This window comes from Streptomyces sp. MAI_2237 (assembly GCF_054189285.1).
On sequence record NZ_JAJPGQ010000003.1, the window covers coordinates 1,986,761 to 2,003,618 of the forward strand.

A 16,858-nucleotide genomic window follows, 5' to 3' on the forward strand; every position below is an offset into this window, starting at 1 on the left:
CCGAAAGGGGCTCGGCACCACAGATGCCGGGCCCCTTTCCCTTGCCCGCCCCCCCACGCCCCCGAGGCCCGCCGCGCGACCTACCGCGAGCAGACCTTCCCGTCCCTCGGCGCCCTTCCGTCCAGCAGATAGGCGTTCACCGTCGAGTCGACGCAGTCGCTCCCGTTGCCGTACGCCCCGTGCCCCTCGCCCTTCCAGGTGAGTTCCACCCCGACACCCTTGCCCAGTTCGTCGGCCATCTTCCTGGCGCCCTCGTACGGCGTCGCCGGGTCGCCCGTGTTGCCGACCACCAGGACCGGCGCCGCGCCGGGCGCGCTCACCTCCGGGGTGTCGTACTGCCCGGCCACCGGCCAGTCGTAGCACCAGCCGGCCGTGTCCCAGCCGAGGAAGGCCCCGAACACGGGAGAGATCTTCTCGAACGTCGGCAGCAGCTTCTTCGTCTGCTCGGCGGTGGGCCGCTGCTTGTCGTCCAGGCACGATATGACCCGTTGGGAGTGGGTCGTCGTGCCGTAGTGCCCCGAGGAGTCCCGCTCGTTGTAGCCGTCGGCCAGCGTGAGCAGTTCCGTGCCGTCGCCCCGCTCCGCGGAGTCGAGGGCGCTGGTCAGCGTCGGCCAGCCCGACTTGCTGTAGAGGGGCAGGACGATGCCGGTGAGGGCGAGGGTCTGCGTCAGCTTGCGCCCGGAGGAGGTCGGCAGCGGGTGCGCGTCGAGCCGCTTCACCAGGTTCGCGATCTTGCGCGTGCCCTGCGCGGGGTCCTGGCCCGTGGACTTCAGGTAGTCGTCCAGCGCCCGCTGGAAGCCCCGGGTCTGGTTCTCCGCGTGCCCGACCGAGTCCGCGCCGGGGTCGACGACAGCGTCGAGGACGAGCCGTCCGGCGTTCTTCGGGAAGAGATGGGCGTAGACGCCGCCGAGCTCCGTGCCGTAGGAGATGCCGAAGTAGTGCATCTTCGAGTCGCCGAGCACCTGGCGCATCAGGTCCATGTCGCGGGCGGTGTCGGTCGTCGACACGTGGGCCAGGAGCTTTCCGGCGGCCTTCTGGCAGCCCTTGCCGAAGGCGACGGCGTCCTGGAAGTACGCGTTCTCCTCGGCCGGGGTGTCGGGTGTGGCGTCGATGTCCTCGGCCGCCTGGATCGCCTTGTCGCCGCGGCAGCGCACCCCCTCGCTGGCGGCGACTCCGCGCGGATCCCAGCTGACCAGGTCGTAGCGCTCGCGCAGCAGGGACACGGTGGCCGCGTACTGCGGCATCGTCGAGACGCCCGAGCCGCCGGGGCCGCCGAAGTTGAACAGCAGCGATCCGAGGCGCTTGCCCCCGCGGGCCTTCTCGCGGATCAGTGCCAGCCCGATCGTCCCGCCGTCCGGCTTGGACCAGTCCAGCGGCACCTTGAGCGTCGCGCACTGCCAGTCGCTGCCCGGTGCCGTCGCGTCCGCGGTCGCCTTGCAGCGCCCCCAGGCGAGCTTCTGCCCGGTCAGGGAGGAGGGCAGAGCGGCGGTCGTACCGGACAAGCCGGTCGAGGGCGAGGCCGCCGGGCTCGTGCTCGACCCGTCCTTGCCCTCGCCGCCGTCGGACGACGAGCCGCCGCTGCAGCCCGCCACCAGCAGTGCGGCGGCGGCTCCGAAAGCCGTCCACCGTGCGAGTCGCGCCATGTGCGTCCCCCCTGACAGGCCGTCCGCATCGAGCAGCGGACCGCGGTCAGGCCATAGTAGGCAGATCACGCCGAGCCCGTGCCGGCCTGTGGATAACCTTCTGACCTGCGCCTTTATCCGGAATCCCGGATTGCCGTCAGGAGCAGACGGTTCCGGCCGCCGGCACCTTCCCGTCCAGCAGATAGCCGTTGACCGCGCTCTGCACGCACTTGTTCTTGCTGTCGTACGAGCCGTGCCCCTGGCCCTTGTACGTCAGCTCCACGCCGACGCCCTTGCCCAGCGCGTCCACCATCTTCTTCGCGCCCTCGTACGGGGTGGCCGGGTCGCCGGTGTTGCCCACGACGAGGATCGGCGCCGAGCCGGCGGCCCTGACGTCGGGGTGGTCGGCGGCACCCGCCACGGCCCAGTCGGTGCAGCTCGCCATGGACCAGGCCAGGAAGTCACCGAAGAGCGGCGAGACGGCCCGGAACTCGGGGAGCTTGTGCTGCACGTAGGCGGTGTCGTAGCGGGCCTTGTCGTCCGCGCAGTTGATGGCGATGTTCGCGGCGGTGATGTTGCTGTACTCGCCGTTCTCGCTGCGGCCGTTCATCGAGTCGGACAGCGCCATGAGGATCTTGCCGTCGCCGTCGTAAGCCTCCTGCAGGCCCTCGGTGAGGTACTGCCAGAAGTCCTTGGAGTACAGGGACTGGGCGATGCCGTTGGTCGCGGCGGTCTGGGTGAGCTGCCGCGGGAAGATCCCGGGGATCGGCTTCTTGTCGAGGTCCGTGAGGAGCTTGGCGATGCGGTCCTTGACGTCCTGCGGGGTGTCGCCGATCGGGCAGGGCTGGGCCCTGGAGGTGCAGTCCTCGGCGAAGTTGTCGAGGGCGAGCTGGAAGCCGCCGGCCTGGCCGAGCGAGCTCTGTTCGGTGTTCTGCGTCGGGTCGACGACCGCGTCGAAGACGGCCCGGCCCACGTGCCGGGGGAACAAGTGGGCGTAGACGCCGCCGAGTTCGGTGCCGTACGAGATGCCGAAGTAGTAGAGCTTGTCGTCGCCGAGGACCTGCCGCATCAGGTCCATGTCCCGGGCCGCGTCGGTGGTGCGCACATGCGGCAGCACCTTCTTGGAGTTGTTCTCGCAGGCCGAGTTGAACTCCTTGGTGTTGTTCACGAACGCGGTGCGCTCGGGGGCGTCGTCGGGGGTGGCGTCCTGCTGGAAGTACGTGTCGAGCTGCTGGTCGTTCTCGCACTTCACGGGCGCGCTGCGGCCGACTCCGCGCGGGTCGAAGCTGACGAGGTCGTAGCGGGTGCGCAGTTTCGCGTAGTCCTGGCCGAAGGAGGGCAGCGTGGTGACGCCCGAGCCGCCGGGTCCGCCGAAGTTGAAGACGAGAGAACCGATGCGCTTGCTCGCGCTTCCGCTCGTCCTGGCCCGGATGAGCGCGATGCCGATGGTGTCGCCCTTGGGCTTGTCCCAGTCCAGCGGCGCCTTCATGGTGGCGCACTGCCAGGTGCCGCCGTTCGGCAGCGGGGAGGGCGCGGCGCCTCCGCCCTCCGCCGCGGAGGGGGCCGGGCAGTCCTTCCAGTCCAGCTTCTGGGCCGACAGGTCCTCGTCGTTCTTGGCGCTGTCGCTGCAGGCCACCAGTACGGAGGACAGCAGTACGACTGTCAGGGCGGCGGCCCGCAGGCGCGGAGGCTTCGGCATGCTTCCATCCTGTGCCCGCGCCGGACGGCCCGCTCGGGACACGGGCCGTATGAGGTACGCGCGCGTACGGACGTCGTACGAGGCCGGCGTCGTATCAGAGGGCCTGCTTGCGCGAGAGCTGGTTGAAGGCCAGCCAGCCCGGCAGCACCGGCAGCCACAGCGTCAGCAGCCGGAACAGCAGTACGGCCGGGGCTGCGACCTCCTTGGGCAGGCCCACGGCGATCAGACCGACCGTGAGCGTCGCCTCGACCGCGCCGACGCCGCCCGGGGTCGGAGCCGCGGAGCCGAGCGCGTTTCCGGCGAGGAAGACGACGGCGACGCTGGCGATGCTCAGCGAGGCCCCCTGCTGACCGAAGGCGCGGATCGAGGCGTCCAGGCACATCACGAAGCAGGCCGTCAGCAGCAGCATGCCGCCGATGCCGGTGACCAGCTTCTGCGGCCGCTGCAGCACGTCCAGCATGCGCGGCACGACGCCCGCGAAGAGCGACCGCACGCGCGTGACGACGAATTTCCGCAGGAACGGCACCGAGGTGACCACCAGGACGAGCACCGCCACCGTCAGCAGACCCGCGATGACCGTCCGGGACGGCGACAGCGACGGCGTCTTCTCGGTGCCGGTCAGGTAGCCGAAGGACAGCAGCATCAGGATGTGGCAGCCGAGCCCGAACAGCTGGGAGGCGCCCACGCTGGCGACCGCCAGGCCGGGCCGTACGCCCGCGCGCTGCAGGAAGCGCGTGTTGAGCGCGACACCGCCCACCGCCGCCGGCGCGACGATCTTCACGAACGACCCGGCGACCTGGGCCCCGACGGTCCGCAGGAACGGCACCCGCTCGGGCACGAACCCCAGCAGGGCCATGGCCGCCGCGAAGTAGCTGGCGGCGGAGAACGCGAGGGCCGCGACGACCCAGCCCCACTGCGCGTTCTCGATCAGCGGCCCGAACTCGATGTGGGTGAGCTGGGTCAGCAGGAAGTACGCGCCGATGGCGCCCGCGATGAAGCTGATCAGCGTCCGCGGCCGCACCCGCTCCAGGCGGGCAGGCTCGACCGGTGCCTGCGGCCTGATGAGCAGCACCTGGTGGCGGATCTGGGTGAGCAGATCCTCTTCCCGCGCTTCGTCGATGGCCTCGTCGATGGCCCGCTTCTCGGCCCTGGCCTCCGCCCGTACGGCCTTCTTGTCGGGCTTTTCGAGCGCGGGCCCGGCGTGGTCGTCGGCCGCCTCCAGACGGGCCTGCTTGGCCTGCCGCGACGCCTCCAGCACCGCCTCGCGCTCCCGCTGGGCCCGCTCTCGGGCCAGCCTGCGCAGGGTCGCCCGGGAGGTGCGGCTGAGGGCGATGGGCTGCAGCATCGGCAGGCAGTCGGCCACGGCGTCGGGGCCGAGCACGGCCACCGCCGAGGTGACCGCGCGCTCGGCGCCGACCCGCAGGCCGAGGGTCACCAGGAGCTGGGAGACGTCCATGCGCAGCAGCAGATCGCCGGCCGCGATCTCACCGACGCGCAGGTCGGTGAGGATGACCGTGCCGGAACGATCCACCAGGATCGCGTCGCCCACCAGCCTGCGGTGGGCGATGCGCCGGGACTGCAGGGCGCGTACCTGGTGCCAGGTGTCGTGCAGCAGTTCGTCGGTGATCTCGTCGTCCGCCAGGGAGTCGAGTGTGCGCCCGCCGGTGTGTTCGTAGACGAGCATGACCGCGTCGGGGCCGAGTTCGGAGGTCGCGATCAGTTTGGGCGCGTTGGCGCCGGCCGCGATGGCCGCGTAGGCGAGCAGGGCCTCCTGCTCCAGGGCCTGGCGCAGCGACTGGAGGCTGCTGCGGGTGGCGAAGCCGCGCAGGGTCAGGTTGCGCCACGCGCGGTAGAAGAAGCCTTGGGCCTGCTGCTCGCGGTCGACGACGGTCACGTCCAGGGGCGGGCCGTCCTCCAGGGTGACGAAGTAGCGTCGGCCGCGGTCGCCGGTCTCGTGGTTCTCCGGCATCTCCTCGCGGGCCGCGGTCACCGGGCGGAATCCGACGTGCCGCAGGCCCGCCATCAGCGTCCGGCCGGTGGGGCGGACGTTCGGCGAGCCGACGGCGTAGAGCGTGCCGTAGGCCACGGTCCAGCCGATCAGCACCGTCAGGATGATCGAGAACGGCGTCGTGTAGCCGGTGACCAGCATCGAGAACGCGTCGAGGAGCAGCACGATCCACAGCACCGCTCGCCAGCGCGGCCGCCGGGACATGCCGACGGCGGTCATGTAGGCGATGACCGGGGCGAGATAGCCGTGCACCGGGTCGGTCAGGGCGTGGATGTTGCCGGGGGAGGGCTGGGTGAGCGCTTCCTGGATGGAGCCGGGGGCGGCCTTGGCGACCCACAGGTCGGTGGCGAGGGTCACACCGTGGGCGAGGACCGCCGCGAGCACGCCGTCGGCGATGCGCAGCCCGTCCCGTTTGATCAGCCGCTCGATCGCGAACGCGACCGGAACCAGCAGGATCGCGATGCTGGAGGCCAGGCCGGCGATCTTGATGAGCAGGTCGGGCGCCTGCCCGGTGCCCTTGTTGATGTCCTGTTCGAGGCCCGAGGTGGTGCCGTGCGCGAACGCGGCGATCGCGAGCAGCAGGACGATCCCCAGCACGCCCACCATGAGGCGCATCAGGTCGGAGGGGCGGTGCACGCGCGCGGGGAGGAGCGGTTCGTCACCCTCCACCTCGTCGATGTGCGCCTCGTCCACGAAGTCGGTCTGGCCCCTGTCCGAGGCCTTCGTGGGCGTCCCCTTGCCACCGGAAGCGGGTTCCGGGCGCGACGAAGCGTCAGAGGTGCTCTCCGCGTCCTCTGGGTGCGCACCCTGCTGCTTCATCGTCTCTTCTTGATCTCGTATCACCGGTCACCGCCCGCATGATGGTGGCATGCCCCACCGACACACGGGGGCATCAGGGTGCAAACGCGGGGGCGCACAGTCTGCCGGAAGCGCTGCCCGGGGGCGAGGGATACGCACGGTCACGAGCGCGTCCCACTGTCGGTGGCGTGGGGCAGGATGGGCCGGATGAGCGAGGAGAGCCTGCCGCACGAGGACCGAGGGGAGCACCCGGACGCGCTGCCGGCGTACGCCGAGCGCGTCCTCGAGGTGGCCGAACTGGTGCCGCCTGGGCGTGTCATGACGTATGGGGACGTCGCGGAGTGGCTGGAGGAGGGCGGACCCCGGCAGGTCGGCCGGGTGATGGCCCTCTACGGAGGGGCCGTGCCCTGGTGGCGGGTCGTCCGCTCGGACGGCGTGCTGCTGCCCGGGCACGAGCTGCGGGCGCTCGACCACTACCGCGCCGAGGGCACGCCCCTGAAGGAGGCGAGCAGGGCCGCCGAGGGCCATCTGCCGCGCCTCGACATGAAGCGGGCGCGCTGGGACGGCGACGGACGCGCTGAAGCTCACACCTGACAGCTTCCGCCATCCGGCAACGCCGTGTGTGACCCGTGATCCGGATGGGGGAACAGGGGCACGTCTGTCCCATGCCGTACGTTCGAGGGGCGAGGGACATGCGAGGCGTGAGTGCCGGGAGGGAAGAAGCGGAAGCTCTGCTTCCGACCTGTCCGTCGGCGTAGCGTCGGCTGCACGAGTCCCCCTCACCCCCCGATCACCGCCGTGCACGGACGGTGGTCCGACAACCAGCACACCCACCAGGACCGGCGAACCACGTGAGCTCCTCTTCCTCCACCAGGCGCCTGTCGCACCCCGCGGTGCGACAGGGGAACCGTGGCGCTTACCGACTGGTGCGTACCCCTCCGGCCCGACCGGATCCCCCTCTTCTGGACGCCGCTCAGCGCTCCGTGGTTGACCACAGGTCCGGTCCGCTGCTCGTTCTCGCAGGTCCCGGCACCGGCAAGACGACCACACTCGTGGAGTCCGTGGCCGCGCGAATCGCCCGTGGCGGCGACCCCGCGCGCGTGCTCGTGCTGACGTTCAGCCGCAAGGCGGCCGTCGAGCTGCGCGACCGCATGGCGCTGCGCGTCGGGGCGGCCCGCGCCCCTCAGGCGACCACCTTCCACTCGTTCTGCTACGCCCTCGTCCGCGCCCACCAGGACGCCGAGCTGTTCGTGGAGCCGCTGCGTCTGCTGTCCGGCCCGGAGCAGGACGTCGCCGTCCGTGAACTGCTCGCCGGGCAGCCCGACCTGGAGCGCCTCGGCCTCGCGCACGTGCGCTGGCCGGACGAACTGCGCGCCTGCCTGACGACCCGGGGCTTCGCCGACGAGGTCCGCGCGGTCCTCGCCCGCAGCCGGGAACTCGGCCTGGACCCCGTCGCGCTGGACGCCTTCGCCCGCCGTATCGGCCGCCCCGACTGGCGTGCCGCGGCCGCCTTCCTCGCCGAATACCTCGACGTCCTCGACCTGCAGGGCGTGCTCGACTACGCCGAACTGGTCCATCGCGCGGTCCTCCTGGCCCGCCGGCCCGAGGTCGCCGAACGGCTCGCCGCGCAGTACGACGCCGTCCTCGTCGACGAGTACCAGGACACGGACGCCGCCCAGGTACGGCTGCTGCACGCGCTCGCGGGCGGCGGCCGCACGCTCGTCGCCTTCGGCGACCCCGACCAGTCGATCTACGCCTTCCGGGGCTCCGACGTCAACGGCATCCTGGAGTTCCCGCACACCTTCCCGCGCGCGGACGGCCGTCCGGCGCCCGTGCAGGTCCTGCGCACCTCCCGCCGCTCCGGCGCCGGGCTGCTCGCCGCGACCCGCCTGCTCACCCAGCGCATGCCGCTGACCCGGCTGCCGGCGGAGAAGGTCCGCGCGCACCGCGAACTCGCCCCCGTCCGGGAGGGCGGCCACGTCGAGGTGTACACCTACCCGACGTCCGGCACGGAGCTGGACAACATCGCCGACATCCTGCGCCGGGCCCACCTGGAGGACGGCGTCCCGTGGCGCGACATGGCCGTCCTGGTGCGTGCCGGGTCGCGGACCATCCCGACGGTCCGCCGCGCGCTGGCCGCCGCCGGCGTCCCGCTCGACATCGACGGCGACGACCTGCCGCTGCGGCACGAGCCGGCGGTGGCCCCCCTGCTGACGGCACTGCGGGCGGTGGCCGGCGCGGAGGCGGCGGCGCAGGCGGACGACGAGGACGTCACCTCCGGGGAGGCGGCCCCCTGCTGGCTCGACACCGAGACCGCCCTCACCCTCCTCGCCTCGCCCCTCGGCGGCATGGACGCCGCCGACCTGCGCCGTCTCGGCCGGGCCCTGCGTGACGAGGAGCGGGCGGCGGGCAACGCCCTGCCGCCGCCGTCGGACGAACTGCTCGCGCGGGCCCTCGCCGAGCCGGAGCGCCTGGCCGTGCACGACCCCGCGTACGCGCGTGGCGCCCAGCGGCTCGGCGCGCTGCTCCGCAAGGCCAGGGAACGCCTCGCGGGCGGCGGCACGGCCGAGGAGGCGCTGTGGGACCTGTGGGAGGGCACGCCGTGGCCCACCCGCCTGGAGCGTTCCGCGCGGCGCGGCGGGGCCGCCGGGCGCAACGCCGACCGTGACCTGGACGCCGTCTGCGCGCTGTTCGCGACCGCCGCGCGCGCGGAGGAACGCACCGGCGGCCGGGGCGCCCTGAACTTTCTGGAGGAGATCGAGGCCGAGGACATCGCCGCCGACACCCTCACGCGGCGGGCGGTACGTCCGGACGCCGTACGCCTGATGACCGCGCACCGCTCCAAGGGCCTGGAGTGGCGCCTCGTCGTCGTCGCCGGCGTCCAGGAAGGACTGTGGCCCGACCTGCGGCGCCGCGGCTCGCTCCTGGAGGCCGACCGCATCGGCCGCGACGGACTCGCCGAACCGCTCACCCCGGGCGCCCTGCTCGCCGAGGAGCGCCGCCTGTTCTACGTCGCCGCCACCCGCGCGCGTGAACGCCTCGTCGTCACCGCCGTGAAGGCACCGTCCGACGACGGCGACCAGCCCTCCCGCTTCCTCACCGAACTGGGCGTCGAACCCAAGGACGTCACGGGCCGGCCGCGCCGCCCCCTGTCCGTCGCCGCGCTGGTCTCCGAACTGCGCGCCACGACCGTCGACCCGCGCGTCTCGGACACGCTCCGGGAGGCGGCCGCCCACCGGCTCGCGCGCCTCGCCGCGCTCGCCGACGAGGAGGGCCGCCCGCTCGTCCCCTCCGCCCACCCCTACCGCTGGTGGGGCATGTTCGAGCCGACCGAGAGCAAGGTGCCGCTGCGCAACCGCGACCAGCCCGTCGTGCTCTCCGGGAGCGCCCTCGACCAGCTCGCCAACACCTGCTCCCTGCAGTGGTTCCTGGGCCGCGAGGTGAAGGCCGACGCGCCCGCGACGACCGCCCAGGGCTTCGGCAACGTCGTGCACGTCCTCGCCGACGAGGTCGCCTCCGGGCACACGCCCGCCGACCTCGCCGTCCTCATGGAACGCCTCGACTCGGTGTGGAACGCCCTCGCCTTCGACGCGCCGTGGAAGTCGGCGCAGGAGAAGGAGAACGCGCGCGTGGCGCTCGAACGCTTCCTGAAGTGGCACGTCATGGACCGCACCGGCCGCACCCCGGTGGCCAGCGAGCACGACTTCGACGTGACCCTGGAGGCGGGCGACTACGAGGTCCGCATCCGCGGCCAGATGGACCGCGTCGAGGCCGACGGCGAGGGCCGCGCCTACGTCGTCGACTTCAAGACCGGCAAACAGGCGCCCACCGCGCGCGAGGTCGAGCACCACCCGCAGCTCGCCGTCTACCAGCTCGCCGTCCGCGAGGGCGCCGTCGACGAAGCGTTCGACGGTCTGCGCCCCGAACCCGGCGGCGCCGAACTCGTGCACCTGCGGCAGGGCGCGGCGCGGCGCGACGGCGGCGAGACGCTGCCCAAGGTGCAGGCCCAGGAGCCCGTCGAGGGCTCGGCGGGGGAGTGGGTCGGCGAACTGCTCGCCACCGCCGCCGGAAAGGTGCTCGACGAGCGGTTCACGCCGACCGCCGGACAGCACTGCACGCACTGCGCGTTCCGGGCGTCCTGCAGCGCCCGCCCCGAGGGCCGCCACATCGTCGAGTAGCCCGGGTGATTCATCACACCACCCGAGCTGACCTGGGCTTCCACCGACGTGCGGGGTGAATGCGTCCTCCGCTGTCAGTGGTCGCCGCTAGCCTCTTCGACGTGCCGCCCCGTATCACCGATCCCGATCAGCTCAAGGAGCTCCTCGGGATTCCGTTCACCCCGGAGCAGACGGCCTGCATCATCGCGCCGCCCGCCCCGCAGGTGATCGTGGCCGGCGCCGGATCGGGCAAGACGACGGTGATGGCCGCCCGCGTCGTCTGGCTGGTGGGCACCGGACAGGTAGCCCCCGAGCAGGTACTGGGCCTGACCTTCACCAACAAGGCCGCCGGGGAACTCGCCGAGCGCGTGCGCAAGGCGCTGATCAAGGCGGGCGTCACCGACCCGGACGTCATCGATCCGGACAACCCGCCGGGCGAACCGGTCATCTCGACCTACCACGCGTTCGCCGGCCGCCTGCTGACCGACCACGGCCTGCGCATCGGCCTGGAGCCGACCTCGCGCCTGCTCGCCGACGCCACCCGCTACCAGCTCGCCGCGCGCGTGCTGCGGGAGGCCCCGGGCCCCTATCCGGCCCTCACCCGCTCCTTCGCCGACCTCGTCAGCGATCTGCTGACCCTCGACGCCGAACTCGCCGAGCACCTCGTGCGCCCCGAGGACGTGCGCGCGTACGACGCCGAACTGCTGGGCACCCTTCAGGGCGCCAAGCTCACCAACGCCGATCTGCGCAAGGTCCCCGAGGCGGCCGCCGCCCGCCGCGAACTCGCCGACCTGGTGGTCCGCTACCGCGCCGCCAAACGCGAACGCGACCTGCTCGACTTCGGCGACCAGATCGCCCTGTCCGCACAACTCGCCGGCATCCCCGAGGTCGGCCGGGTCCTGCGCGACGAGTTCCGCGTGGTCCTCCTGGACGAGTACCAGGACACCTCGGTGGCCCAACGCATCCTTCTGGCGGGCCTGTTCGGCGGCGGCACCGGCCACCCGGTGACCGCCGTCGGCGACCCCTGCCAGGCCATCTACGGCTGGCGCGGCGCGTCCGTCGCCAACCTGGACGACTTCCCCGAGCACTTCGCCCGCCCCGACGGCCGCCCCGCCACCCGCCAGGCGCTCAGCGAGAACCGCCGCAGCGGCGGCCGCCTCCTGGACCTCGCCAACGGCCTCGCGGAACCCCTGCGCGCCATGCACGCGGGCGTGGAGGCCCTCCGCCCGGCCCCCGGCGCCGAACGGGACGGCGTCGTCCGCTGCGCGCTGCTCCCCACCCATGCCGAGGAGATCGACTGGATCGCCGACTCCATCGCCCACCTGGTCAACACCGGCAAGGCGCCCGGCGAGATCGCCGTCCTGTGCCGCACGGCGAGCGACTTCGCCGAGATCCAGGGCGCGCTCGTCGCCCGGGACGTCCCCGTCGAGGTGGTCGGGCTGTCCGGGCTGCTGCACCTGCCGGAGATCGCCGACCTGGTCGCCGTCTGCGAAGTGCTCCAGGACCCCGGCGCCAACGCCTCCCTGGTCCGGCTGCTGACCGGCCCCCGCTGGCGCATCGGCCCGCGCGACCTCGCCCTCCTGGGACGCCGGGCCCGGCTGCTCGTGTCCCACGCGCGCGTGGAGGACGACGACGACCGTGACCGGCGGCTCGCCGAGGCCGTCGAGGGGGTCGATCCGGCGGAGGTGATATCGCTCGCGGACGCCCTCGACACCTTCCTGGAGATGCCGCTCGACGCGGAGGGAGAGGACGACGGGCTGCCGTTCTCGCCGGACGCGCGCGTGCGCTTCGCGCGCCTGGCCACCGAACTGCGCGACCTGCGCCGGTCGTTGTCCGACCCGCTGATGGACGTCCTGCACCGCGTCCTCGCCGTCACCGGCCTGGAGGTGGAACTGTCGGCGTCCCCGCACGCCCTGGCCGCCCGCCGCCGTGAGACCCTCTCCAACTTCCTGGACGTCGCCGCCTCCTTCGCCGCCGGCGACGGCGAGGCCACCCTGCTCGCCTTCCTGGCCTTCTTGCGCACCGCCGCGCAGTACGAGAAGGGCCTCGACAACGCCCTGCCCGGCGGAGAGAACACCGTGAAGGTGCTCACCGCCCACAAGTCGAAGGGCCTGGAGTGGGACGTCGTCGCCGTCCCAGGTCTGGTCAAGGACACCTTCCCCAGCACCAAGGGCCGCGAGAAGTGGACCGCCCAGGGCAAGGTGCTGCCGCACGCGCTGCGCGGCGACGCCGACACCCTGCCCGACGTCGGCTCCTGGGACTCGCGGGGCCTCAAGGCCTTCCAGGAGGCCATGAAGGAGCACCAGCACACCGAGGAGCTCCGCCTCGGCTACGTCACCTTCACCCGCCCCCGCTCCCTCCTCCTCGGCTCCGGCCACTGGTGGGGCCCCACCCAGAAGAAGCGGCGCGGCCCCTCGAGCTTCCTGCTGGACCTGTACGAGCACTGCGCTGCCGGGTACGGCGAGATCGAGGCATGGGCGGAGGAGCCCGCCGAGGACGAGGAGAACCCCGTCCTGCACACGGCGAGCGCCGACCAGGTCTGGCCCCTGCCTCTGGACGAGGCGTCCCTCGCCCGTCGCCGGAGGGCCGCCGAGACCGTCCTCGCCCACCTGGAGGACCTCGTCTCCCACGAGGACGGCCACCTCGCGGCCGTACACGACCCGGACGGCGACGAGGACCCGGACTGGCCCGTACCGCCGGACGACGAAGAGCTTTACGAGGACGTAGAGCCCTACGACGAAGAGCCGTACGACGACGAAGACCCCTACGACGGCGATGCGCCCTATGGGGAAGAAGACCCGTTCCGGGACGAGGAGCCCGGCGACCGGGAGAGCTGGTCCGCGGACCGCCCGGCGGTCCCGCACCAGGCGACGGGACCGCAGAGCGCGGCGCACGACGGCACGCGCGTGCCCGTCACCACGCACGCGCGTGAGCACACCCGCCCCCGACCCACCCCCGAGGAGGCCCGCACCATCGCCTCCTGGGACCGCGACCTCGACGCCCTCACCGGTGAGCTCCTGCGCGCGCGGGCGGCCGTCACCGACGTCCCCCTGCCCGTGACCCTCACCGCCTCGCAGGTGCTGCGGCTGGCCGCCGACCCGGACGGCTTCGCGCAGGAACTCGCGCGCCCCATGCCCCGCCCGCCGCAGCCCGCCGCCCGCCGGGGCACCCGCTTCCACGCCTGGGTCGAAGCCCGCTTCGAAGAGCTGACCCTGCCCGTGCTGGAACCGGAGGAACTGCCCGGCAGCGACGCCGAGATCGCCGACGAGCGCGACCTGGAGGCCCTCAAGGACGCCTTCGAACGCACCGAGTACGCCCACCGCACGCCCCACCGCGTCGAGGCCCCCTTCCAGCTCACCATCGCCGGCCGGGTCATCAGGGGACGTATCGACGCCGTCTACAAGGAAGGCGACGGCGACGCGGCGACGTACGAGATCGTCGACTGGAAGACGGGCCGCGACCGCACCGCCGATCCGCTCCAGCTCGCCCTGTACCGGCTCGCCTGGGCCGAGCAGCGCGGCGTCCCCCTGGAGTCCGTCAACGCGACGTTCCTGTACGTCCGCACCGGTGACGTGGTGCGACCGCGGGGCCTGCCGGACCGCGCCGCGCTGGAGCGGCTGCTCCTGGGCGAGCCGGCCGCGTCGGCACAGTGTGAGGAACCGCCCACCGAGGATGTCGGTGCGGGCCGATAGGCTCGTGACCATGAGCCAGACCCCGGACAGCGCCGTCCGTACGTACATCGAGCAGCACAGCTCCGCCTTCCTGGGGGACCTCGCGGAGTGGCTGCGCATCCCGTCCGTGTCCGCCCAGCCGGACCACGCGCCCGATGTACGCCGCAGCGCCGACTGGCTCGCCGCCAAACTCCGGGAGACCGGCTTCCCGACCACCGAGATCTGGGAGACCGAAGGCGCCCCGGCCGTCTTCGCCGAGTGGCCCTCCGACGATCCGGGGGCGCCCACGGTCCTCGTCTACGGCCACCACGACGTGCAGCCCGCCGCCCGCGAGGACGGCTGGGACAGCGAGCCCTTCGAGCCGGTCGTCCGCGAAGGCCGCCTCTACGCGCGCGGGGCGGCCGACGACAAGGGCCAGGTCTTCTTCCACACCCTCGGGGTCCGCGCCCACCTCGCCGCCACCGGCCGCACCACCCCGGCCGTCAGTCTGAAGCTGCTGATCGAGGGCGAGGAGGAGTCCGGTTCGCCGCACTTCCGCGCCCTCGTGGAGGAGCACGCCGGGCGGCTGGCCGCCGACGCGGTGATCGTCTCCGACACCGGCATGTGGTCCGAGGACACCCCCACCGTCTGCACCGGCATGCGCGGCCTCGCCGAGTGCGAGATCCACTTCTTCGGCCCCGACCAGGACATCCACTCCGGGTCCTTCGGCGGCGCCGTCCCCAACCCGGCCACCGCGGCCGCCCGTCTGGTCGCGGCCCTGCATGACGAGCACGCACGCGTGGCCGTCCCCGGCTTCTACGACGGCGTCGTAGAACTCACCGACCGCGAGCGGGAGCTCCTCGCCGAACTGCCCTTCGACGAGCAGGAGTGGCTGCGCACCGCCAAGTCCTACGCCGTCCGGGGCGAGGCCGGCCACACCACCCTGGAACGCATCTGGGCCCGCCCCACCGCCGAGGTCAACGGCATCGGCGGCGGCTACCAGGGCCCCGGCAGCAAGACGATCATCCCGTCCTCGGCGATGGTGAAGCTCTCCTTCCGCATGGTCGCGGGACAGGACCCCGCCCACATCGAGAAGGTCGTCCGCGACTGGGCCGCCGCCCAGGTGCCCGCGGGGATCCGGCACGAGATCACGTTCGGTGCCGCCACGCGCCCGTGCCTGACGCCGCTGGACCACCCCGCCCTGCAGTCCGTGGTCCGCGCGATGGGCGGCGCCTTCGGCAAGCCGGTCCGCTTCACCCGCGAGGGCGGCTCGGGCCCGGCCGCCGACCTCCAGGAGGTCCTGGACGCACCGGTGCTCTTCCTGGGCATCTCCGTCCCCTCCGACGGCTGGCACGCGCCGAACGAGAAGGTCGAGCTCGACCTGCTCCTCAAGGGCGTCGAGACCACCGCGTACCTGTGGGACGACCTCGCCCGGACCTGGCGTCATGCGCCCTGAGCGTCCCGCGCCGCCCGGACGGGCAGGCTGCCAGGGGCACACTGGAGGGAACGCCCCGCACCGCCCAGCCCCACCGGAACCGGTCACCTCCCGCACTGCGACCCGCCGAACCGATCGCCGAAACAACCCGTTCCACAGGGGGAGTTGGAAGCACCCGTGACCACCTGGACCGACCACACCGCCGACCGCCCCATCTCGCTCACCGCCCCGAGCGGCATCGACCGCGCCGCCCACCACCGGCTCGACGAGGCCTGGCTCGCGGCGGCGTGGAGCCACCCCACGACCCGCTGCTTCGTGGTCTCCGGCGGCCAGGTCCTCATCGACGAGACGCCCGACGGCCGCACCGAACTCGTCATGACCCCGTCCTTCGAGGCTCCTCTGACGGAGGCGCACCGCTACTTCCTGGGCACCGACGAGGACGGCGTCAGCTACTTCGCCCTCCAGAAGGACGCGCTGCCCGGCCGGATCGACCAGTCCGCGCGACCGGCCGGCCTGCGCGAGGCCGGTCTGCTGCTCTCACCCCGGGACGCGGGCCTGATGGTGCACGCCGTCGGCCTGGAGAACTGGCAGCGCACGCACCGCTTCTGCTCCCGCTGCGGCGAGCGCACCGTCATCGCCGCGGCCGGCCACATCCGCCGCTGCCCGGCGTGCGGCGCCGAGCACTACCCGCGCACCGACCCCGCCGTGATCATGGCCGTCACCGACACCGAGGACCGCATCCTCCTCGGCCGTCAGGTCCACTGGCCCGAGGGCCGCTTCTCCACGCTCGCCGGTTTCGTCGAGCCCGGCGAGTCCATCGAGCAGGCGGTGCGCCGCGAGGTCTTCGAGGAGGCCGGCGTCAGCGTCGGCCAGGTCGAGTACGTCGCCAGCCAGCCCTGGCCGTTCCCGTCCAGCCTGATGCTCGGCTTCATGGCCCACGCCACCTCCGTCGAGATCGACGTCGACGGCGACGAGATCCACGAGGCCCGCTGGTTCTCCCGCGACGAACTCGGCGCCGCCTTCGACTCCGGCGAGGTGCTCCCGCCCTACGGCATCTCGATCGCTGCCCGCCTGATCGAGCTCTGGTACGGCAAGCCGCTGCCGACGCGGAGCGTGTGACGGCCTTCCGGCGCAGGGCGGGCAGCGAAAAGGCGATACCCGAGTCGACCTCGGGTATCGCCTTTCCGCACGCCAGTGCCGGGTGTCACACGCCGATCTTCTGCTTCACCTGGGCCAGCGACGGGTTCGTCAGCGTCGAACCGTCCGGGAACAGCACGGTCGGAACCGTCTGGTTTCCGCCATTCGCCTTCTCCACGAAAGCGGCGGACTCCGGGTCCTGCTCGATGTTGATCTCGTCGTACGTGATGCCCTCGCGGTCCATCTGGCTCTTCAGCCGACGGCAGTAGCCACACCACGTGGTGCTGTACATCGTCACAGTGCCCGGCATGTCTCTCGGCTCCTCAGCTGCTGGGGGTCGGTGCTCGCAGAG

At 72.5% G+C, this 16,858-nt stretch carries 9 protein-coding genes; 5 read left to right on the forward strand and 4 right to left on the reverse strand.

Features of this window, described 5'->3' with window-relative positions; genetic code table 11:
* Positions 1-80: 80 nt before the first annotated feature.
* The 3 genes from LN251_RS19665 to LN251_RS19675 all read right to left on the reverse strand — a co-directional run bounded on the left by LN251_RS19665 (position 81) and on the right by LN251_RS19675 (position 6,148).
* Entirely contained in the window at positions 81-1,643 is a 1,563-nt protein-coding gene (locus LN251_RS19665) for an alpha/beta hydrolase (protein ID WP_458245552.1), read from the reverse strand.
* A gap of 136 nt (positions 1,644-1,779) precedes the next feature.
* On the reverse strand, positions 1,780-3,321 hold the full coding sequence (locus LN251_RS19670) for an alpha/beta hydrolase (protein ID WP_458245553.1): 1,542 nt from the start codon (positions 3,319-3,321) through the stop codon (positions 1,780-1,782).
* 94 nt (positions 3,322-3,415) lie between these two features.
* Positions 3,416-6,148: a lysylphosphatidylglycerol synthase domain-containing protein gene (locus tag LN251_RS19675; protein ID WP_458245554.1), complete on the reverse strand. Its 2,733-nt coding sequence runs from the start codon at positions 6,146-6,148 to the stop codon at positions 3,416-3,418.
* Positions 6,149-6,334: 186 nt separating this feature from the next.
* Here LN251_RS19675 and LN251_RS19680 point away from each other — a divergent pair, with 186 nt between their 5' ends.
* From LN251_RS19680 to nudC, 5 genes are all read left to right on the forward strand, one after another.
* Positions 6,335-6,721 (forward strand): MGMT family protein, encoded by a 387-nt coding sequence (locus LN251_RS19680; RefSeq protein WP_458245555.1) that lies wholly within the window; start codon positions 6,335-6,337, stop codon positions 6,719-6,721.
* Between the two features lie 257 nt (positions 6,722-6,978).
* Positions 6,979-10,305, forward strand: a complete 3,327-nt coding sequence (locus LN251_RS19685; protein WP_458245556.1) for an ATP-dependent helicase — start codon at positions 6,979-6,981, stop codon at positions 10,303-10,305.
* A 101-nt stretch (positions 10,306-10,406) separates the two neighbouring features.
* Complete coding sequence (locus tag LN251_RS19690) at positions 10,407-13,976, forward strand: ATP-dependent helicase (protein ID WP_458245557.1); 3,570 nt, start codon at positions 10,407-10,409, stop codon at positions 13,974-13,976.
* Between the two features lie 10 nt (positions 13,977-13,986).
* On the forward strand, positions 13,987-15,390 hold the full coding sequence (locus LN251_RS19695) for a dipeptidase (protein WP_458245558.1): 1,404 nt from the start codon (positions 13,987-13,989) through the stop codon (positions 15,388-15,390).
* 156 nt (positions 15,391-15,546) lie between these two features.
* Positions 15,547-16,488 (forward strand): NAD(+) diphosphatase, encoded by a 942-nt coding sequence (nudC, locus tag LN251_RS19700; protein WP_458245559.1) that lies wholly within the window; start codon positions 15,547-15,549, stop codon positions 16,486-16,488.
* Positions 16,489-16,573: 85 nt separating this feature from the next.
* Here the strand turns inward: nudC and LN251_RS19705 are convergent, their stop codons facing one another.
* Entirely contained in the window at positions 16,574-16,816 is a 243-nt protein-coding gene (locus LN251_RS19705) for a mycoredoxin (RefSeq protein WP_058923365.1), read from the reverse strand.
* Between the last annotated feature and the right edge of the window lie 42 nt (positions 16,817-16,858).